General features: G+C 70.8%; 21 protein-coding genes and 1 pseudogene. 15 read left to right on the top strand and 7 right to left on the bottom strand.

The features are described from left to right. The first annotated feature begins 4 nt into the window (after positions 1–4). From BM290_RS41785 to BM290_RS41750, 8 genes and pseudogenes are all read left to right on the top strand, one after another. Positions 5–352: an HIT domain-containing protein gene (locus BM290_RS41785; protein WP_093621527.1), complete on the top strand. Its 348-nt coding sequence runs from the start codon at positions 5–7 to the stop codon at positions 350–352. Next, a complete protein-coding gene (locus BM290_RS41780; protein ID WP_093621526.1) occupies positions 349–1,731 on the top strand; it encodes a serine hydrolase domain-containing protein in 1,383 nt (460 codons plus the stop codon). Before BM290_RS41785 ends, BM290_RS41780 begins: the two co-directional genes overlap by 4 nt. Before the next feature lie 129 nt (positions 1,732–1,860). After that, entirely contained in the window at positions 1,861–2,940 is a 1,080-nt protein-coding gene (locus BM290_RS41775; RefSeq protein WP_177320122.1) for a PhoH family protein, read from the top strand. Between the two features lie 24 nt (positions 2,941–2,964). Next, positions 2,965–3,435, top strand: coding sequence for an rRNA maturation RNase YbeY (gene ybeY, locus BM290_RS41770; protein ID WP_093621525.1), 471 nt, complete (start codon positions 2,965–2,967; stop codon positions 3,433–3,435). Positions 3,436–3,467: 32 nt separating this feature from the next. Beyond that, the gene (locus BM290_RS41765; RefSeq protein WP_373871145.1) at positions 3,468–4,787 is read left to right on the top strand and encodes a hemolysin family protein; all 1,320 of its coding nucleotides are present in this window, start codon (positions 3,468–3,470) and stop codon (positions 4,785–4,787) included. After that, positions 4,780–5,136: a cytidine/deoxycytidylate deaminase family protein gene (locus BM290_RS41760; protein WP_093621523.1), complete on the top strand. Its 357-nt coding sequence runs from the start codon at positions 4,780–4,782 to the stop codon at positions 5,134–5,136. Before BM290_RS41765 ends, BM290_RS41760 begins: the two co-directional genes overlap by 8 nt. 380 nt (positions 5,137–5,516) lie before the next feature. Further along, positions 5,517–6,398 (top strand): annotated as a pseudogene (gene era / locus BM290_RS50430) (GTPase Era); the annotation flags it as partial. A gap of 82 nt (positions 6,399–6,480) precedes the next feature. Then, positions 6,481–7,527, top strand: a complete 1,047-nt coding sequence (locus BM290_RS41750) for an acyltransferase family protein (RefSeq protein ID WP_093621521.1) — start codon at positions 6,481–6,483, stop codon at positions 7,525–7,527. Here BM290_RS41750 and BM290_RS41745 read toward each other — a convergent pair. Then, on the bottom strand, positions 7,514–8,281 hold the full coding sequence (locus BM290_RS41745; RefSeq protein ID WP_093621520.1) for a DUF4097 family beta strand repeat-containing protein: 768 nt from the start codon (positions 8,279–8,281) through the stop codon (positions 7,514–7,516). The genes BM290_RS41750 and BM290_RS41745 overlap by 14 nt on opposite strands. 107 nt (positions 8,282–8,388) lie before the next feature. Between BM290_RS41745 and recO the strand changes: the two genes are divergently transcribed. From recO to BM290_RS41730, 3 genes are read left to right on the top strand one after another with little or no spacing between them, the layout of a single operon-like run. After that, the gene (recO, locus tag BM290_RS41740; RefSeq protein ID WP_093621519.1) at positions 8,389–9,165 is read left to right on the top strand and encodes a DNA repair protein RecO; all 777 of its coding nucleotides are present in this window, start codon (positions 8,389–8,391) and stop codon (positions 9,163–9,165) included. Continuing rightward, complete coding sequence (locus BM290_RS41735; protein ID WP_373871144.1) at positions 9,102–9,944, top strand: isoprenyl transferase; 843 nt, start codon at positions 9,102–9,104, stop codon at positions 9,942–9,944. Before recO ends, BM290_RS41735 begins: the two co-directional genes overlap by 64 nt. Continuing rightward, on the top strand, positions 9,941–10,468 hold the full coding sequence (locus BM290_RS41730; RefSeq protein ID WP_093621517.1) for a histidine phosphatase family protein: 528 nt from the start codon (positions 9,941–9,943) through the stop codon (positions 10,466–10,468). The genes BM290_RS41735 and BM290_RS41730 overlap by 4 nt, the downstream gene beginning before the upstream one ends. 201 nt (positions 10,469–10,669) lie before the next feature. Here the strand turns inward: BM290_RS41730 and BM290_RS41725 are convergent, their stop codons facing one another. Together BM290_RS41725 and BM290_RS41720 are read right to left on the bottom strand one after the other, a co-directional pair. Continuing rightward, on the bottom strand, positions 10,670–11,344 hold the full coding sequence (locus BM290_RS41725) for an HAD family hydrolase (protein ID WP_239144068.1): 675 nt from the start codon (positions 11,342–11,344) through the stop codon (positions 10,670–10,672). Further along, on the bottom strand, positions 11,341–11,634 hold the full coding sequence (locus BM290_RS41720; protein WP_093621579.1) for an MTH1187 family thiamine-binding protein: 294 nt from the start codon (positions 11,632–11,634) through the stop codon (positions 11,341–11,343). Before BM290_RS41720 ends, BM290_RS41725 begins: the two co-directional genes overlap by 4 nt. 114 nt (positions 11,635–11,748) lie before the next feature. Here BM290_RS41720 and BM290_RS41715 point away from each other — a divergent pair, with 114 nt between their 5' ends. From BM290_RS41715 to BM290_RS41700, 4 genes are all read left to right on the top strand, one after another. Beyond that, a complete protein-coding gene (locus BM290_RS41715; protein WP_203779840.1) occupies positions 11,749–11,973 on the top strand; it encodes a DUF2191 domain-containing protein in 225 nt (74 codons plus the stop codon). Beyond that, entirely contained in the window at positions 11,970–12,392 is a 423-nt protein-coding gene (locus BM290_RS41710; protein WP_093621516.1) for a PIN domain nuclease, read from the top strand. Before BM290_RS41715 ends, BM290_RS41710 begins: the two co-directional genes overlap by 4 nt. Continuing rightward, positions 12,393–12,587 carry a hypothetical protein gene (locus BM290_RS41705; protein ID WP_093621515.1) on the top strand — a complete coding sequence of 65 codons (195 nt, stop codon included), beginning with the start codon at positions 12,393–12,395 and terminating at the stop codon, positions 12,585–12,587. Between the two features lie 67 nt (positions 12,588–12,654). Further along, on the top strand, positions 12,655–13,581 hold the full coding sequence (locus BM290_RS41700) for an aldo/keto reductase (RefSeq protein ID WP_239144069.1): 927 nt from the start codon (positions 12,655–12,657) through the stop codon (positions 13,579–13,581). Here the strand turns inward: BM290_RS41700 and BM290_RS41695 are convergent. The 4 genes from BM290_RS41695 to BM290_RS41680 all read right to left on the bottom strand — a co-directional run bounded on the left by BM290_RS41695 (position 13,569) and on the right by BM290_RS41680 (position 18,178). Beyond that, positions 13,569–14,489, bottom strand: a complete 921-nt coding sequence (locus tag BM290_RS41695) for a methylenetetrahydrofolate reductase (RefSeq protein WP_093621514.1) — start codon at positions 14,487–14,489, stop codon at positions 13,569–13,571. The genes BM290_RS41700 and BM290_RS41695 overlap by 13 nt on opposite strands. A gap of 425 nt (positions 14,490–14,914) precedes the next feature. Continuing rightward, complete coding sequence (locus BM290_RS41690; protein WP_239144070.1) at positions 14,915–15,604, bottom strand: hypothetical protein; 690 nt, start codon at positions 15,602–15,604, stop codon at positions 14,915–14,917. Further along, positions 15,601–17,316: a CehA/McbA family metallohydrolase domain-containing protein gene (locus tag BM290_RS41685; protein WP_093621513.1), complete on the bottom strand. Its 1,716-nt coding sequence runs from the start codon at positions 17,314–17,316 to the stop codon at positions 15,601–15,603. Before BM290_RS41685 ends, BM290_RS41690 begins: the two co-directional genes overlap by 4 nt. A gap of 67 nt (positions 17,317–17,383) precedes the next feature. Continuing rightward, positions 17,384–18,178, bottom strand: coding sequence for an energy-coupling factor transporter transmembrane component T family protein (locus tag BM290_RS41680; RefSeq protein ID WP_093621575.1), 795 nt, complete (start codon positions 18,176–18,178; stop codon positions 17,384–17,386). Between the last annotated feature and the right edge of the window lie 2 nt (positions 18,179–18,180).

Here is an 18,180-nt window from a genome sequence, read left to right as displayed (position 1 = left end):
TCAGGTGGAAAACTCCTGCCTGTTCTGCCGGATCGTGGCCGGCGAGATCCCCGCGAGCATCGTGCATCGGACCGGGACGACGGTGGCGTTCCGGGACATCGACCCCAAGGCGCCCACCCACGTCCTGGTGATCCCGGTCGCCCACCACGCGAACGTGGTCGAGCTCGCCGCCGATCCCGCCGCGGCCGCCGACGTGCTGGCCACCGCCGCGAGGGTCGCCGAGATCGAGGGGCTGGACGACGGCTTCCGGGTCATCTTCAACACCGGGGCCCACGGCGGCCAGGAGGTCTTCCACGTGCACGCGCACGTCGTCGGCGGCGCGCCGCTCGGCCCGATGCTGGCCGGACAGTGAGCACGCCCGCCCCGCGCTACGAGCGGGCCGCACGCCAGGCCCAGGCCGACGGCCGGATCCCCGCGCTCTCCGTCGCGCTGCACCGCGCCGACCGGGAGCCGTGGGTCTTCACCGTCGGCGACTCCGGCAACCCGGAGCACCCGCTCGGGCCGGACACCCGGTTCCGGATCGGCTCGGTCACCAAGACCTTCACCGCGGCGCTGGTCATGCAGGCGCGCGACGATCGCCTGCTCGACCTGGACCGGCCCCTCTCGGCGTACCTCGACGTGCCGGCGCACGGCGACGCCACGATCCGGCGGCTGCTGTCGCACACGGCCGGGTTCCAGCGGGAGCCGTACGGCGACGTCTGGGACAGCCTGCTCGCCCCCGACGCCGGCCGGATGCTCGCCGAGCTGGACCGGGCCGAGCGGGTGCTGCCGAACGCCCGCCGCTTCCACTACTCCAACCTGGGCCTCGCCGTCCTCGGGCAGCTCGTCGCCAAGCTGCGCGGCGGCACCTGGGCGGAGATCGTCGCGGAACGGATCCTCGGCCCGCTCGGGCTGGCCGCCACCACCGTCGCCCGGCCGGCCCAGGCCGCGGTCGGCTACCTGGTCGACGCGTACTCCGACGCGGCCCGCCCGGAGCCCCCGGTGGACGTGGCCGGGCTCGCGCCCGCGGCCCAGATCTGGAGCACCGCCGGCGACATGGCGCGGTGGGCGGCGTTCCTGGCGAGCCCGGAGATCGTCGACCCGGACGGCCGGGTGCTCGCCGCCGCGACCGTCGACGAGATGCGCTGGCCGGCGACCACCACCGACGAGAACCTGTGGGCGCTCGGGTTCGGTCTCGGCCTGATCCTGGCCCCGGAGGGCAAGCGCGTCATGCACGTCGGCCACGACGGGGCGATGCCCGGCTTCCTGGCCGGCGTCTACGGCCGGCGCGGCGGCGACGGCAACCCGGGAGCGCTGGGCTGCGCGGTGCTCGGCTCCTCCGGGACCGCCGGGCAGACCAACGAGCTGGTGCACGAGCTGCTGCGGATCGCGGTCGAGTCGGACCCGGCGGACATCCGCCCGTGGCGCCCGGCGCCGCCCGCCCCGGCCGCCTACCGCCCGGTGCTGGGCCGCTGGTGGAGCGAGGGGATGGAGTTCGTCTTCGCCTGGCACGACGGGCAGTTGCAGGCGCGCCTGGTGGAGGCGCCGGCGAGCCGCCCGCCGGCGATCTTCGAGCCGCTGCCGGACGAGGTCGACGTGCTCCGGACGATCTCCGGGCGGGAGGCGGGCGAGCTGCTGCGGCTGACCCGCGACGACCGGGGCGGGGTGGCCCGCATGCACTGGGCGACCTACCGCTTCACCAGGGCCCAGGAGGCCTTCGACGGCGGTCGCGCGTCGGACGGCCCCGAATAGCGGACCGGCGATAATGGCATCGGCGGGCGGGCGGGCGAGCGGATAGGATGGCACGATCCTTGAGCGAGCCGCCCGACCCGGACGGCGATGAAGAAGAGAGCAGGTGGCGGAGGCCCTTCGGGCCACCCTATGACCGGTACGCCGAACGAATCCAGCACTGGCTCGACCAGCCCGGTGCGGGCGCAGACCAAGATCTCGGTGAGCGATCCGAAGATCATGGTGAACCTGCTCGGCGCCAAGGACGAGATCCTCCGGCTCATCGAGCGCACCCTCGACAGTGACGTGCACGTCCGCGGCAACGAGATCACCATCACCGGCGATCCCGCCGAGAACGCGACCGCGGAGCGTCTCTTCTCCGAGCTGATCGAGCTGATCGAGAAAGGCGAGACGCTCAGCGTCGACGCCGTCCGCCGCACCCTCCGGATGCTCGAGGAGAACACCTCCGAGCGGCCGGCCGAGGTGCTCACCCTCAACATCCTGTCCCGCCGCGGGCGCACCATCCGGCCCAAGACGCTGGGGCAGAAACACTATGTCGACGCCATCGACAAGAACACGATCGTCTTCGGCATCGGCCCCGCCGGCACCGGTAAGACGTATCTGGCGATGGCCAAGGCCGTGCAGGCGCTGCAGGCCAAGCAGATCAACCGGATCATCCTGACCCGGCCGGCCGTCGAGGCGGGGGAGCGGCTCGGCTTCCTGCCCGGCACGCTGACCGAGAAGATCGACCCGTATCTGCGGCCGCTCTACGACGCCCTGCACGACATGCTCGACCCGGAGACCATCCCGCGCCTGATGGCGGCCGGGACGATCGAGGTCGCGCCGTTGGCGTACATGCGTGGCCGTACTCTCAACGACGCCTTCATCATCCTGGACGAGGCGCAGAACACCACGCCCGAGCAGATGAAGATGTTCCTGACCCGTCTCGGGTTCGGGGCGAAGATCGTGGTCACCGGCGACGTCACCCAGGTCGACCTGCCCGGCGGCACCACCAGCGGCCTCCGGGTCGTGCGGGAGATCCTGCGCGACGTCGAGGACGTGCACTTCGCGGAGCTGTCCAGCTCCGACGTGGTGCGTCACCGCCTGGTCGCCGAGATCGTCGACGCCTACGCCCGGTTCGACGCGGCGCAGGAGCAGCAGGCCGCACAATCCGTCCACGCCGTGCCGGGCCGGGCCGCCAGCGGTGGCCGGACACCGGGCCGACGGCGCTGATACACAAGGGGTAATCGCACCACTATGTCCATCGAGATCGCCAACGAGTCGGGAGTCGAGGTCGACACCGACGCGATTCTCGCGGTTGCCCGGCACGCCCTGGACGAGATGGGGGTCAACCCCCTCGCCGAGCTGTCGATCCTGCTCGTCGACATCGACTACATGGCCGAGCTGAACCATCGGTGGATGGGCAGCGACGGCCCGACCGACGTGCTCGCGTTCCCGATGGACGAGGGCAGCGTCGACCACGGCCCGGGCGAGTCCGGGGCCGGGGAGCCAGCGCTGCTCGGCGACATCGTGCTCTCCCCGGAGGTGGCCGCCAAGCAGGCGACCGTCGCCGGGCACGCCGCCGCCGACGAGCTGCACCTGCTCACCGTGCACGGCGCGCTGCACCTGCTCGGCTACGACCACGCCGAGCCGGAGGAGGAGCGGGAGATGTTCGCTCTGCAGAACAAGCTTCTGCAGAGCTGGCGTGCCGGACGTAAAGCCGGCTGATCGTGGACCCCGCGTCGGCCGGCCTACCGGATCTGCAACTGATCACTCTCGCGGTCGTGCTGGTGCTCCTCGCCGGCCTGGCCTCGATGACGGATGCCGCGCTGGCGACCGTCTCCCACGCCCGCGCCACCGAGCTGGCCCGGGAGGGGAAACGGGGCGCCGGCGCGCTGGCCGCGGTCGCCTCCGACGTGGTGCGCTACGTCAACCTGCTGCTCCTGCTGCGCCTGCTCTGCGAGCTGACCGCAACCACGCTGGTGGCGCTGGTGGCCGTCGACACGTACGGCATCGGCTGGCAGGCCGCGCTGGTGTCGGCGGGCGCGATGACGCTGGTCAGCTTCGTCGTGGTGGGGGTGGCCCCGCGTACTCTGGGGCGCCAGCACGCGTATGCGGTGGGCCGGGCGACCGCCCCGCTGGTGCGCTGGCTGGGCAAGGTCCTCAACCCGCTCGCCAAGCTGCTGATCCTGATCGGTAACGCGGTGACCCCCGGCAAGGGGTTCCCCGAGGGGCCGTTCGGCAGCCAGGTGGAGCTGCGCGAACTGGTCGACCTGGCCGAGCAGCGCGGCGTGGTGGAGCACGGCGAGCGCGAGATGATCCACTCGGTGTTCACGCTGGGTGACACGATCGCCCGCGAGGTGATGGTCCCGCGGACCGAGATGGTGTGGATCGAGGCGCCCAAGACCCTGCAGCAGGCGCTCTACCTGTTCCTGCGGTCCGGGTTCTCCCGGATCCCGGTGATCGGCGAGAGCGTCGACGACGTGCTGGGCGTGCTCTATCTCAAGGACGTGATCCGGCGCACGCAGAACGGCGATCCCGCCGCTACCGCGCAGCCGGTCGCCGACGCGATGCGCCCGGCGAACTTCGTGCCCGAGTCGAAACCGGTCGACGACCTCCTCTCCGAGATGCAGGCCGCCCGCAACCACCTGGTCATCGTGGTCGACGAGTACGGTGGCACCGCCGGCCTGGTCACCATCGAGGACATCCTGGAGGAGATCGTCGGTGAGATCACCGACGAGTACGACGTCGAGCGGCCACCGATCGAGCACCTCGACGACGGGGCGGTCCGGGTGACCGCACGCCTGCCGATCGAGGACCTCGGCGACGTCTTCGGCGTCGAGTTGCCCGCCGAGGAGGTCGAGACGGTGGGTGGCCTGCTCGCGCAGACACTGGGCCGGGTGCCGATCCCCGGCGCGAAGGCCGAGGTCAGGGGCCTGCACCTGACCGCTGAGGGGACCACCGGCCGGCGGAACCGGATCGATTCGGTGCTGGTGCGCCGGATCCGTCCGGAGCCCGGGGCCGAGCAGACCGATGAGAACGTTGCCGAGAACGAGGAAAGACAACCCGCCGATGCCTGATCAGACCGTTGCCGACAATGCGCTGAGCGCCGAGGACGCCAAGCTGGTGACCCTCGCGCGTCACTCCCGGACCCGGGTGGGTGCGGCCGAGGGCGCGGCGGTCCGCGACCAGGACGGCCGCACCTACGCGGCCGCTTCGGTGAGCCTGCCCAGCCTGACCGTGACGGCGCTGCAGCTCGCCGTGGCGCAGGCGGTGTCGTCCGGCGCCACGAAACTGGAGGCGGCCGCGGTCGTCACCGAGGCGTCCGCACTGGAGAGCGCGGGCCTCGCGGCGGTCCGTGACCTCGCGGCCGACGCGCCGGTGCACCTGGCGGGCCCGGACGGCTCGCTGTCCGGCACGGTTCTCTGATGGCCGAGAACGATCAGCAGCGGCCCGCGCCGGGTGAGCGGCGTCTCACCGCCGGGGAGCGCAACGAGCAGCGGCGGCAGGAACGCAGGGCGGCCCGGCGGGCCGAGGAGCAGCAGGGCACGGGTCAGGGCGGACGCAAACCCGGCGGGCCCGCCGGCGGCAGAGCAAACCCCTCATCCGGTACGCGCAATGGCGGCGCCGCCACGGGCCGAGGCGGACCGGCGCCCCGTGGAAACGGATCACCGGCCGGGCCTACGGGTAAGGCCGGCGGCACGGGCGGCTTCCGGGAACGGGGTGGTGCTTCGGGGGACGGCGACGTCCGTACCCCGCAAAGGGTCAAGAAGCACCGGCACAAAGCCGCACGCGCTGTCGCACCGCAAGACGACGTCTACCGTGCGGGTTTCGCCTGTTTCGTCGGCCGGCCGAACGCCGGCAAGTCGACCCTGACCAACGCCATCGTCGGGCAGAAGATCGCGATCACCTCGAACAAGCCGCAGACCACCCGGCACGTGATCCGCGGCATCCTGCACCGGCCGGACGCGCAGCTCGTGCTGGTCGACACGCCGGGTCTGCACCGGCCCCGGACCCTGCTCGGCGAGCGGCTGAACGACCTGGTCCGCGAGGTGTGGAGCGAGGTCGACGTGATCGGGGTCTGCTTCCCGGCGGACGAGCCGATCGGGCGTGGCGACCGGTTCATCTCCTCGGAGATCAGCGAGCTCAAGGCCAAGGTCATCGCCGTGGTGACCAAGGTGGACCTGGTCGACCCGCAGACCCTGGCGCAGCGGCTGCTCGCCGTCGCCGAGCTGTACGACTTCGCCGACATCGTCCCGGTCAGCGCGGTCTCCGGGCACCAGGTGGAGATCCTGACCGACGTCATGGTCAAGCACATGCCGGAGTCGCCGCAGCTCTACCCGGACGACGTGCTCACCGACGAGCCGGAGCAGGTGCTGATCGGCGAGCTGATCCGTGAGGCCGCGCTGGAGGGCGTCCGCGACGAGCTGCCGCACTCGATCGCGGTGCTCGTCGAGGAGATGCTGGTCGAGGGCAACCTCACCCGGATCTTCGCGGACATCTACGTGGAACGTGACAGCCAGAAGTCGATCGTGATCGGCGCCCGGGGCGCGCGACTCAAGGAGGTCGGCACCCGGGCCCGCACGGAGATCGAACAGTTGCTCGGTCGCCGGGTCTACCTGGACCTGCACGTTCGAGTGGCGAAGGAATGGCAGCGAGACCCCAAACAGCTGCGTAAGCTCGGTTTTTGATCGAAACTTGGACATTCTCTGACTATGGTGAACTTCACCATAGTTTGCACAGGTTGACTCGGCGCGGGTAACACCTTGGTCCATGCGAAATCGGTACCTGGACCTGCTGCGTGCCGTGGCGACCGTCCGGGTCGTGATCTATCACATCACCGGCTGGGCCGCGCTCACCGTGGTCCTGCCGGCGATGTCGCTGATGTTCGCACTGGCGGGGTCGCTCATGGCGGCCTCGCTGGACCGGTTCGGGGTGTGGGCGGTCGAGCGCCGGATCCGTCGCCTGCTGCCGTCGCTGTGGGTGATCGCCGCGGTCGCGGTCACCGTCATGCTGGCCACCGGCACCTCCCACGGAAACCCGAGGCTGCTGCTCTGGGGCTTCCCGATCGACACGCCGGAGGCCACCGGCTGGTGGATCCAGGGGCTCGGCCACACCTGGTACCTGCGTGACTTCCTCTGGATGGTGCTGCTGTCGCCGCTGGCGCTGCCCGTCTACCGCCGGTTTCCCCTGGCGACGGTCCTCACGCCGTACCTCGCCCTGATCGTGATCACGGTGGCCGGGCTGACCGTGCCGCCGGTCGCGCAAAGCCTCGCCCTCTACGGCGGGGCGTGGCTGCTCGGCTTCGCCCACCACGACGGCCACCTGGACCGCCTCGGCCGCCGCAGGCTCCTCGGCATCGCCGCCGCCGTCGCCGTCCCGGCCGTCGCGTGGATCGTCACCCACCCCGGCCCGCGTGGCTGGGACCTCAACGACATCCCGCTCGGCAACGCCCTCTGGTCGGCCGCCTTCATCCTGGTGGCGCTCGGCTGCGTGCGGCCGGTGATCAGCGGGAACCGCGTCCTCACCGTGCTCAACGCCCGCGCCCTCACGATCTACCTGTGGCACGTGCCGGTGGTCGTGGCGGTCACCCAGTTCGCCGAACGGCACGGCCTGCCACTCATCGGCTGGGTCGGCGTCAGCTGGCGGCTCGTCGTCGTCACCGTCCTGCTGGCCGGGGTGATCGCCGCCGTCGGCTGGATCGAGGACGTGGCCGCCGGCCGGCCCCCGGTGCTGCTGCCCGGCCGGCGGATCCCCGTCCCCGTTTCGCCCGCTCCGGCCGGCAGACGCGAGCCGGAGCCGGCCGTCAGCCTCCGTTGACCCGCACGTCGCCGCTGCCGGTCCGCAACTCCAGGACCTTGTCGGAAGTCGGGTTGTCGGTGATCCCGAAGACCTCGTGATCGCCGGAGCCGCTCACGGCGCGCACCCGGTAGTCCCCGGAGGGCACCATCAGGTCGATGTCACCGCTGCTCGCCGAGGCGGTCACCGACGCCGCCCCGGACAGCTTGAGATTGATGTCGCCGGACGAGGCCTTGGCCGTCACCGGGCCGGTCACGTCCAGCACCGACAGGTCGCCGTCATGCGCCTCGAGGCTCACCTCGGAGCCGCCGATCACGCTGAGGTCACCCGAGGTCGCCCGCACCTTCACCGGACCCGACCCGTTCTCCACCATCACGTCGCCGGACGTCACCTTCAGATCCACCGGGCCCGTCCCGCGCAGCATCACGTCGCCGGACCGCAGCTCACCTTTCACCGCCACCCCCGGGGGCGCGGTGATCACGAAGTCGACCCGGCAGTCGCGGCCGCAGTCGCCGTCCAGAGTGAGCACGCCACCGGTCAGCTGGTAGGAGCCGCCCGGATCGGTGCCGCCGTAGATCACCCGCCGGATCCGGGTCTCGGTCGCCGACGCGTCGGTCTCCACGGAGACGTTGCTCGCGCCACCGGCCAGTGTGATCTCGGTGACCTTGGCCTTCTCGGTGTCATCGAACGTCATCCGAGCTCCCACCACGCCGTCACAGCCGGCCAGGGCGCCCACCGAGACGGCGGCGAGGATCAGGGCAACTCTGCGGGTCATGCCCTGACGCTATTTCCGCCGGGCATCGGTTGGCCATCGGTCCCGTCCCCTAGACGACCCTGAGATCCGGGTCAGGGTCTGTCGTAGGCAGGGGGCAGAATGGCGGGGTGCCCGCCGGATACCGCCGCCAGCTCTACCGCGACGACGCGGTGGTCCTGCGTGTGCAGAAACTCGGCGAGAGCGACCGGATCGTCACGCTGCTGACCCGCCGCCACGGCCGGCTCCGAGCGGTGGCCCGCGGCGTGCGGCGGACCAGCTCGCGTTTCGGCGCCCGGCTCGAGCCGTTCGGCCACATCGACCTGCAGCTCGCCGGCTCCCCCGAGGGGCTGGGCAGCTCACTGCACTCGGTCAGCCAGGTCGAGGCGGTCACCCTCTACGGCAAGAGCTTCCTCACCGACTATCCCCGCTACACCGCGGCCAGCGCCATCTGCGAGACCGCCGAGCGGCTCACCCCGGTCGAGCGGGAGCCCGCGCTGCGCCTCTTCCAGCTCACCCTCGGGGCGCTCAAGGCGCTCTCCGCCGGCGAGCACGCGGGGAGCCTGGTGCTCGACGCCTACCTGCTGCGCGCGATGGCCTTCGCCGGCTGGGCGCCCGCGATCACCGAGTGCGCGGTCTGCGGCACCGCCGGGCAGCACGCGGCGTTCTCGGTGCCGGCCGGCGGCTCGGTCTGCCCCGACTGCCGGCCACCCGGCTCCGCCCACCCCAGCCCCGACACCCTCGGCCTGATGTCCGCCCTCACCTCCGGCGACTGGGCGGTGGCGGACGCGTCCGCGCCGTCGGTGCGCCGTGAGTGCAGCGGGCTCGTCGCCGCCCACCTGCAATGGCACATGGAGCGGGCACTGCGCTCGCTCCCGCTTGTCGATCGACGGGAGTTGAACCTGTGAGCCCGCGTCCGCCCACCCCGCACATCTCCGGCGCCCGGCCACCCCAGCTGCCCGCCGCGGCGCTGCCCAAACACGTGGCGATCGTCATGGACGGCAACGGCCGCTGGGCCAAGGACCGCGGGCTCTCCCGGACCAAGGGGCACGAGCAGGGGGAGCACTCGCTCTTCGACACCATCGAGGGCGCCATCGAGATCGGCATCCCCTACCTCTCGGCGTACGCGTTCTCCACCGAGAACTGGAAGCGCTCGCCCGAGGAGGTGCGCTTCCTGATGGGCTTCAACCGCGACGTCATCCGCCGCCGCCGTGACCAGCTCGTCGACCTCGGTGTGCGGGTCGTCTGGTCCGGGCGGGCCGGCCGGCTGTGGAAGAGCGTCATCTCCGAGCTGCAGACCGCCGAGGAGATGAGCCGCCACAACACGAAGCTGACCCTGCAGTTCTGCGTCAACTACGGCGGCCAGGCGGAGATCGCCGACGCGGCCGCGGCCATCGCGCGGGACGTGGCGGCCGGCAAGCTCAAAGCCGACAAGATCACCGAGAAGACCATCGCGAAATACCTGTACCACCCGGAGATCCCCGAGGTGGACATGTTCCTGCGGCCGTCCGGCGAGCAGCGTACGTCGAACTTCCTGCTCTGGCAGTCGGCGTACGCCGAGATGGTCTATCTGGACACTCTCTGGCCCGACTTCGACCGGCGCCACCTGTGGTATGCGTGCGAGCTCTTCGCCCAGCGGGACCGGCGCTTCGGCGGCGCCCTGCCCAACCCGGTCAGCCCCACGTGAGCGGCGTCCGTCACCTCTGGATCGCCCGCCACGCCGAGGCCACCGACGACGAGACCGGGCTCAGCGCCACCGGTGAGCAGCAGGCGGCGCTCCTCGGTGAACGGCTGAGCGGCGTCCCTCTCACGGCGATCAGCCACAGCCCGCAGGCCCGCGCGGTGCGTACCGCCGCGATCGTCTCCGGCCACCTGCCGGGCGTGCCGGTGCGGGTCGCCGACGAGCTCGACGACCGCTTCCCGGCCGACGAGCCGGCCGCGTCCGCCGCGATGATCGCCCGCTTCACCGGTCCGGCTCCCACGGAGACCCACGAGCTGGTCGTCACGCATGCCTTCCAGGTCGCGTGGTTCGTCCGGGACGCGCTGGAGACACCCGAGTCACGCTGGCGGGACGTCATTCCGGCCAACACCGGGCTCACGGTGATCCGCTACTTTCCGGGCGGGCGTACCCGGGTGATCGTCTTCAATGACCTGTCGCATCTGCCTGAGGCGTTGCGGTGGACCGGGTCGCCGCCGGAGCTCCGCCTTTGACGCCTGCCGCCTCGGCTCCGCCTTTGGCGCCCTCCGCCTGGGCTCGGCCTTTGGCGCCCGCCGTCTGAGTTCAGGCTTTGGCGCCCGCCGCTTGGGCTCCGCCTTTGAAGCCCGTCGTCTGAGTTCAGGCTTTGGCGCCCGCTGCCGGAGATCCGCCTGCGGCGCCGCCGCCGGTCTGGTCCGGCGGCTGTGCCGGGGATCTCAGGTGGTCAGGGCCGTTATCGCGGCGTCCAGGTCGCTCAGGTCCGGGAGCACCACGTGGGCGCCCGCGGCGGTCAGGTCGGCAGCCGTCGGCGCGCCCGTCGCCACCGCGATCGCCTGTGCGCCGTTGGCCAGCGCGGCGGTCACGTCGTGCTCGGTGTCGCCGATCACCACCGGGTGGAAGTCCTCGCCGTACTTCGCGCGGGCCCGCTCCATGCAGCGGCGCACCAGCGTGGCCCGCACGCTGTCGTCGGTGCCGTAACCACCGATCTCCGCGTCGAACGAGCCCTCCAGACCGAACGCCGCCACCTTGATCGCCGCCACCTCCGGATGGTTGCCCGTCACCAGCGTCTGCACCACCTGAGGGTCGGCGTCCAGACGGGCCAGCACCTCGCGGACCCCCGGCATCAGATATCCGTGCACCGCGAACTCGTGCTTGATCTCGTGGATCGCCTCCACATAGCGGGCGAAGAACCGCTCGTGCGTGCAGTCGGTCACCCCGTGCACGGCGAACACCTCGGTGCAGATGTCGGTGTCGGTGCGCCCGCCGAAGTTCGGCGTGGCCCGCCACTCCACCCCGGTCACCTCGGTGAACGCCGCCTTCCACGCCTTGGTGGTCACCCCGCCGCCGCGCAGCAGGGTGTAGTCGATGTCCCACATCACCAGCCGCCTCACTCGGCCAGCACCCGCTCGATGTGCTCGACCTTGGCGGTCAGCGCGCCGGTGACACCCGGCCGGACATCTGCCTTCAACGACAGGCTGACCCGAGGGGAGACCCGCGCGACGGCATCGACGGCCTGCTTGACCACGGCCATCACCTCGTCCCACTCGCCCTCGATCGTGGTGAACATGGCATCGGTCCGGTTCGGCAGACCGGAGGCCCGGACGACCCGGACCGCCTCGGCGACGGCGTCCCCCACGGACTCACCGGCCCCGATGGGCGTGACGGAGAAGGCAACCAGCATGACCTCATCCTCCCAGCCCGACCCCACTTGAGTCGATCAACGCTCATGACTAGACTTGTCGCATGCGCACCTGGTGTGAGACTAGGGGCATAGTCTGGAGAGGCTGGTGACCGTATGGGGGTGCTGATGCGCGAGGGCAGCATCGTGGAGATCGACGAGGAGGCGTTCGCCGACGCGGCCGCGCTCCTCGGGACGTCCGGGTGGAGCGACACGATAAATGCGGCGTTGTGGGAGATCGGCAAGATCCGGCGGCGTCTGGCGGCTTTCGAGCTTCTGGGTGAGATGGGAGCCGCGGGCGACTTCGACGAGTTCCTGGACAAGCGGAGCTATCGCCGGTGAGCGCCACCTATCTCGTGGACACGAGCGCCTTCATACGTCTGTCGTCCCAGCCACACCTGAAACAGGAGTGGATTTCCCAGATGGCCGCGGGGCGGTTGGCCCTCTGCCCTCTGACCGAATTGGAGATCCTCTACACGGCGCAATCCATGGAGCATCGGCGCCGGTTGGAGCAGACTTTTGCGGCCTTCTACGTCTGGGTGCCGATCTCCGACCGTGCCATCGATCGAGCGGCGGTCGTTCAGGCCGACATGACGAAACTGGGGATGCAGCGCTCCGCCGGGGTCGTCGATCTCCTCGTTGCAGCCACAGCGGAAGAGCACCACATGACGGTTCTGCATTACGACCGTGACTTTGCGAATCTCGCCAGAGTCACCGGTCAGTCGGTCGAGTGGGTCACGACGCCAGGGACGGTGAGTTGAATGGTCAAGCGACTGGTGGAGGTCGACAGGGAGGCTCTCGCCGAGGCCGCAGCGATTCTGGGCACGAACGGCGTTCAGGAGACGGTGGCCGCGGCCTTGGCCGAGATGGCCACTCTTCACCGGCGAGTGCGGGAGCACGACGACGAGTTGGCGCGGCGACGAGGCGATCACCCTATGCCTGAAAACTATCAGTGATCGGCGTTTGTCGGTATCGGGTCGGCGGGGGAGTGCGGCCGGCGGGAGGGCTGCGTAGGTTCGCCGGGTGGCAGTGGAGCGAATCGATGCGTCAGTGGCGGGGCGGTGGCGGCTCGGGGATCGGGTCGTCAACCGGATGGGGTTCGGGTCGATGCGGCTCACCGTTCGGAACGATCGGGAACGTGCCGTTGCGGTTCTGCGGCGGGCCGTTGAGCTGGGGGTCGATCACATCGACACGGCGGCCTTCTACTTTTCGCCGGGTGGGATTCTGGATGGGGAGGCAGGGGAAACCCGGTATGCGGCCGAACTGATTCGGGACGGGCTCCGGCCGTACCCGGAAGGGCTTTTGATCGCGACCAAAGTCGGACCGGATCGCCTGCCGGATGGCAGCTGGGGGGAAGCGGTCACCGCGGGGCGGCTACGTCATCAGGTGGAGGACAATCTGTGCCGGCTCGGTGTGGAGGCACTCGACCTGGTCAATCTTCGGATCGTGCGGCCGGTCGGGCCGGAAGAGGTCGCCGAACGATTCGGGGCGCTCGCTGACATGCGGGCCGAAGGGCTGATCCGTCATCTCGGACTTTCCAATGTGCGCTGGGAGCACGTCGAAGCGGCGCGGCGGATCGCGCCGGTCGTATGTGTGCAGAATGCGTTCGCCACGGACCTTCGCCGGCATTTCGACCTACTGCGGAAATGCGGTGAGGAGGGGATCGCCTTCGTGCCGTTCTTCGCGATCGCCGGCACCGCGCGCGAAGACGGCCCGGACTCCTCGAAAACGCCGACGGAATACGACGGCGAGAACGGGCCGGAATGGCGAATCGCCGCCGCGCGCGGGGTCACCGGGCATCAGGTGCGGCTGGCCTGGACCTTGCAGCAGGGCGCGCACGTGCTCGCGATCCCGGGCACCGGCGACGTCGCTCACCTGGAGGAGAACATCGCCGCCGGCGCGCTACGGCTGACCGCTGACGAGATGGCCGCAATCGATCAGCGCCGGTAGCGGAGCATCCCGGACACCTCGGCCGCGAGATCGATGCTGGCCTCGATCTCGGCCTTACGGATCGACACGCTCTCGATGTTGAAGCCGTAGGGCAGGCCCAGGTGCTCGCAGAAATCGATCAGGTCGCGGGCGATCGCCACACACTGCCGGTACGACTCGGCGAGCGGGTCGACCGCGTGCCTGATCGAGTTCTCCAGCCAGCGCGGAACGTCCACACCCAGCCAGCGGACGAACTCGAGCGTCTTCAGCGAACCGCACAACGACAGGGTGAAGATCACCGTCCGGGGGTCGGCGCCGCGGGCCAGGCACTCGTAGTAATAGTCGCTGAGCAGGTTCTTCGTCTCGTTGGCGTGATAGACGACCTGGCTCACGAAGAACGACGCGCCCCGCTCCTGCTTCGCCAGCATCCGCAGGTGCTCGTCCGGGCGCTCACCGATCGCGACGGCGCCGAGCGGGAGATCCGGCCGCACCTCGGCGCGCAACTCCTGGGCGCGGCGCAACCCGGTGCGGACCTCCTTGCCACCCGACGACGCACCGACGAAAACGGTCAGAACCCGCGAGTCGGCCCCGGACATCCAGTCGCGTAGCTCGTCCTCGGAGTACTTGCCGACACAGCGGTAGATGATCACCGGCTGCCGCCAGCCGGTCAGGTGCTCGGCGTAGTAGCGACCAGGGTCGAGCGTCGGCAGATACGGGAACGGCCGATCATCCGGATTCCGGTCCGACTCGTCGTCGATGTCGTACAAGATCAGGCCATCAAGGTCGAGCGCGGCAAGCCGGTCCAAAGTGACCTCGGCGATCTCCTTGATCCGCTCCTCGGGGGCGCTGCGCCGCGGCGGCGTGATGCTGAACACCAGCACACCGCTCCGCGACTCCGCCAGAAGCTGCGGCAGGGGGTGACGAGACATCCGACAACCTTATGGCCCGGCAATGCGGCCCGGTCACCGCACACACCCCATCCCGAAGAGCGAGCTTCGACGGTACGCCCGACAGGCCCCACCCAGCGCAAGAGGCATCCTCCCGCCCCCGGTGCTTGTCCCTGCCTCAGCGTCGTCGCCCTCCCCCAGCGCCACGATGATCATCGCCCCAGCCCCGGCCGGCCCTCAGCGTCGTATGAGCGCCCGGGAAGCAGCGCTGTGTTTCTGGCTGGGGCCCGGCTGGCGCTCAGCCCTGTATCGGTGGCTGCGAGACGTCGCTGAGGTCTGGCTGTGTGGGTTCGGCCAGCGGCCGGCGCTGTATCCGCGGCCCGGACACAGCGCTGGGGTCTGGCCGGGACTGGCGCGTCTGTGAGCTTGCAGCTACGGATGTCGGGTGCGAGGGGTTACGGCGAGGGTCAGTGGTCGGCGCAGCACGGGGTGGGGGTGCGGGTCTCGAAGGGAACCAGGGTTCCGCCGGCGGCCGGGGTGGTGATCAGGATCAGTTCGCCGTCGCGGAACTGGGGGCGGACGAAATCGCCGGTCTCGACGACGGTGTCCGGGGTGGCCTGGCCGCCGCCGAGGATTTCGACCCGGGCTATCGAGCTGCGCTGCAGGATCTCGCTGACGGTGAGGGCGCCGGTCAGACGTTCGACGCCGGGGAAGCGGACCGCCCGCCCGGACTTCCCGGCTTCGGCCGTGGCGACGGCGGTCGCGAGCTCCGGATCCGTCTCGAACGTGTGCGCGGTGAGCAGGCTGATCGCGACGTGCGGGAACGGTTCGCTGATCAGGTGGGTGCAAGCCAGCACCGGCGCCGGGGTCAGCGCCTGGATCCAGTGGTCCGCCTCGGCCAGCGTGGCGTGCCCCCGGCTGACGCCGACGATCCGCGCGGCCCCGGCGGACGAAGCCGGCCGGGTGCCGTCCGGGTAGGAGGAGCCGGGGGCGCGGTCGGAAGAAGCGGCTGAGTAGGGGGAGCCGGAGGCGCCGGCGGGCGACGAGGTCGGGTAGGGGGAGCCGGGGGCGCCGGCGGAAGAGGCGGCCGGGTGGGAGGGGGCGGGGGCGCCGGCCGCGTCAGCGGCCGGCGCTCCGGTTGCCAGGTGTGGCGTCATCGGGGCAGGACCCAGATGGGGTTGGTGTAGAACCACAGATCGCCCCACGGGTCGGCGGCGCCGACGACGTCGAGCTGCGGGCCGTACGGGTCGACGGAGGAGCCGAGCAGGCCGGGCTGGGTGCGGTTCCCGTCGGTGCCGCGGACCCGCAGGTAGAACGGCTTGTCCAGGCGGCCGAGCTGGTAGGTGAACGACACCCGCCCGCTGGTCCGGGACACCTCGAACGACTTGACCACCCGGGTGTTCGGGGTGGTGTAGGTGTCCTTGTCGGCGACCGGGCCGGTGACCGTGCCGACGATCACGTCGACGCGCTTGAGGGCGGCCACGAAACCGGCCCAGTTCGGCACGTCCTGCAGGTCGATGTCGAGGACCAGTTCGGTGGAGGTGCCGCGTTTGACCTGGAGGACGCCGCCGAGCGGGGTTCCGGTGTGGTCGCGGCGGTCGCCGGTGACGCGTACCCGGGCGTCCAGGTTCTTGATCAGGCGGCCGTGGTCGACCCAGATCCGGCCGGCGCGCAGCCCGTCCATGACCGCCTTGTACGAGAACGACGACGCGCCCACGTTGGTCCGGCCGTAGTAGCCGGGCCAGAAGTCGCCGGCCGACGTGTTGACGGTGCCGGTGTAGACCGGGTCGTTGTACTTGCCGTTGGCGTCGAAGTTGCTGTCCGGGCCGCGGCCGGTCTGGTCGAGGTAGTTGACGTGGCTGTCCGAGTTGACGGTGATCCACCACGCCTTGCCCTCGGCGAGAAGGCTGTCCCAGAGGCCGCCGACGGTGGCGGTCATCCAGTCGAAGCCGCCCCACGTGCGGTAGCTCTCCAGCGGGTAGCCGGGGAACGACGCCGCCGACGGGTTGTTGTCGTAGTAGCCGCGGGCGCCGCCGCGGCCGTTCGGGGCGGGGATGCCGGCGGCCTGGTGGCCGGGCGCGCCCTCGAAGCCGACGGCGACAGTGGGGTCGGCGTCGCGCCAGTTGCGGATCTCGTGCGGGGAGTCGATGCCGCGCCGGGCCGGGTGGTTGGCGAAGAACAGCGCGCCGTCGATCTTGCGCTTGCGGACCTGCTCGCCGAGGAACTGGATGCCGGCGATGGCCATGGCCTCGTTCTGGGCGGCGGTGTTGGTGGCGGGCAGCAGCGAGCCGTCGTACGCGTTCTCGAACCGTTTGAGGACGTCGACCTCGTTGCGGCCCGGGTGCACGAACACGGTGGCGTGCTCGGCGGCCGGGATGTTCCACTCCAGACCCTGGAAGGTCAGCAGGCCGGGCAGCTCGGAGCGCGTCTTGACGATGTCCGGGTTGACCTTGTCCACACCGATCTTGGCGTGGGTGGCGCTGCCGTGGTCGGTGATGACCAGCCAGTCGAGGCCGTAGGCGTGGCCCTTCAGCGCCTGGTCGAGGACCCGGTACTGGCCGTCGGAGCTGTACTGGGTGTGGATGTGGTGGTCGCCGGCGAGCCAGCGGAAGCCGCCCTTGGCGGTGCCGCCGCCCACCGGGTCGTGGGTGTGCGGGAGCCCGGCGGCCTCGGCGGCGCCCGGCTGGGCGAGCACGGAGGCGGCCGCTCCGGCGCCGAGCAGGCCCGCGCCGAGCAGGAAGCGGCGGCGGGACGCGTCGGACGACGACAGTTCGGCGGTGGGGATCGAGAGATCGAGAGCCTCGGGGAGGTCGTCCCCGGCGGCTGTGGCGTGCGAGTGGTCGTGAAGATGATCGTGGCCGTGACCCATGGCGGACACCCTCGTCCGAACAGGACAACACCCGCTGTCACCACAGTTACCTGAAAGCGAAGAGTATTCAGACGACCGGGCGGAAGAAGCCGAGAGCGGCCGACGCGGCGAGGATGAGCAGCGCCACCAGCAGGGACAGGACGAGCAGGGCGGTGTCAGCGGCGGTGAAATGCTGCCGCCGGGCGTACGTCCGGGGGGTGTCCGCGTCGAAGCCGCGCGCGTCCATCGCGACCGCCAGCCGCACCCCGCGCCGCAGCGCCCCGACCAGCAACGCGAACGCCGTCGACGCGAAGAGCCGTACCTTGGCGACCGGGTTGCGGCCGGCGTCGATCCCGCGGGCGCGGCGGGCCAGGCTGAGCGACCGCCACTCGTCGCCGAGCAGCGGCACCAGACGGAGTGCGGCGAGCGCCCCGATCGCGAACCGGGCCGGCGCCTTCGCATTTTGCACCAGCGCGTCGGCCAGGTCGGTCGGGTCGGTGGTGGCGAACACCACGATGCCGGGCAGCGCCACCGCGAAGATCCGCAGGACCAGCGCGCCCGCCGTGGACAGCACGCCGGTGGTGACGTCGACCGGCCCGAGCGAGAACAGCAGCGCGCCGCTCCGGTCGGCGGCGAACAGCACCATCGTGATCAGCACGCCGACGGCGGCGAGCAGCAGCGGCGCGGCCCGCCGGGCGAGCACCCCGAGCCGGACCCCGAAGAACGGCAGCACGATCAGCTCGACGGCCAGCGCGACGGCCGGGGTGAACGGATCCATCGTGGCGATCAGCGGCAGCGAGAAGAGCAGCGCGGCGCCGGCCTTGGCGACCGGGTTGCGGCGGGCGAGCGGCGCCGACGGGTCGGCGACCGGCGCGAAGGACAGGG

The organism is Actinoplanes philippinensis (genome assembly GCF_900113015.1).
GTDB classification, from domain to species: Bacteria; Actinomycetota; Actinomycetes; order Mycobacteriales; family Micromonosporaceae; genus Actinoplanes; species Actinoplanes philippinensis.
This window is presented reverse-complemented; position numbering and strand designations above follow the sequence as displayed.

What these genes read in the sequence shown, in the direction of transcription:
- ybeY (WP_093621525.1), top strand. Translation starts at nt 2,965, where the DNA reads ATGTCCATCGAGATCGCCAACGAGTCGGGAGTCGAGGTCGACACCGAC.
- BM290_RS41685 (WP_093621513.1), bottom strand. Translation starts at nt 17,316, where the DNA reads ATGGGTCACGGCCACGATCATCTTCACGACCACTCGCACGCCACAGCC.
- BM290_RS41690 (WP_239144070.1), bottom strand. Translation starts at nt 15,604, where the DNA reads ATGACGCCACACCTGGCAACCGGAGCGCCGGCCGCTGACGCGGCCGGC.
- BM290_RS41720 (WP_093621579.1), bottom strand. Translation starts at nt 11,634, where the DNA reads ATGCTGGTTGCCTTCTCCGTCACGCCCATCGGGGCCGGTGAGTCCGTG.
- BM290_RS41715 (WP_203779840.1), top strand. Translation starts at nt 11,749, where the DNA reads ATGGGGGTGCTGATGCGCGAGGGCAGCATCGTGGAGATCGACGAGGAG.
- BM290_RS41745 (WP_093621520.1), bottom strand. Translation starts at nt 8,281, where the DNA reads ATGACCCGCAGAGTTGCCCTGATCCTCGCCGCCGTCTCGGTGGGCGCC.
- BM290_RS41750 (WP_093621521.1), top strand. Translation starts at nt 6,481, where the DNA reads ATGCGAAATCGGTACCTGGACCTGCTGCGTGCCGTGGCGACCGTCCGG.
- BM290_RS41705 (WP_093621515.1), top strand. Translation starts at nt 12,393, where the DNA reads ATGGTCAAGCGACTGGTGGAGGTCGACAGGGAGGCTCTCGCCGAGGCC.
- BM290_RS41775 (WP_177320122.1), top strand. Translation starts at nt 1,861, where the DNA reads ATGACCGGTACGCCGAACGAATCCAGCACTGGCTCGACCAGCCCGGTG.
- BM290_RS41735 (WP_373871144.1), top strand. Translation starts at nt 9,102, where the DNA reads ATGGCACATGGAGCGGGCACTGCGCTCGCTCCCGCTTGTCGATCGACG.
- BM290_RS41695 (WP_093621514.1), bottom strand. Translation starts at nt 14,489, where the DNA reads ATGTCTCGTCACCCCCTGCCGCAGCTTCTGGCGGAGTCGCGGAGCGGT.
- BM290_RS41760 (WP_093621523.1), top strand. Translation starts at nt 4,780, where the DNA reads ATGCCTGATCAGACCGTTGCCGACAATGCGCTGAGCGCCGAGGACGCC.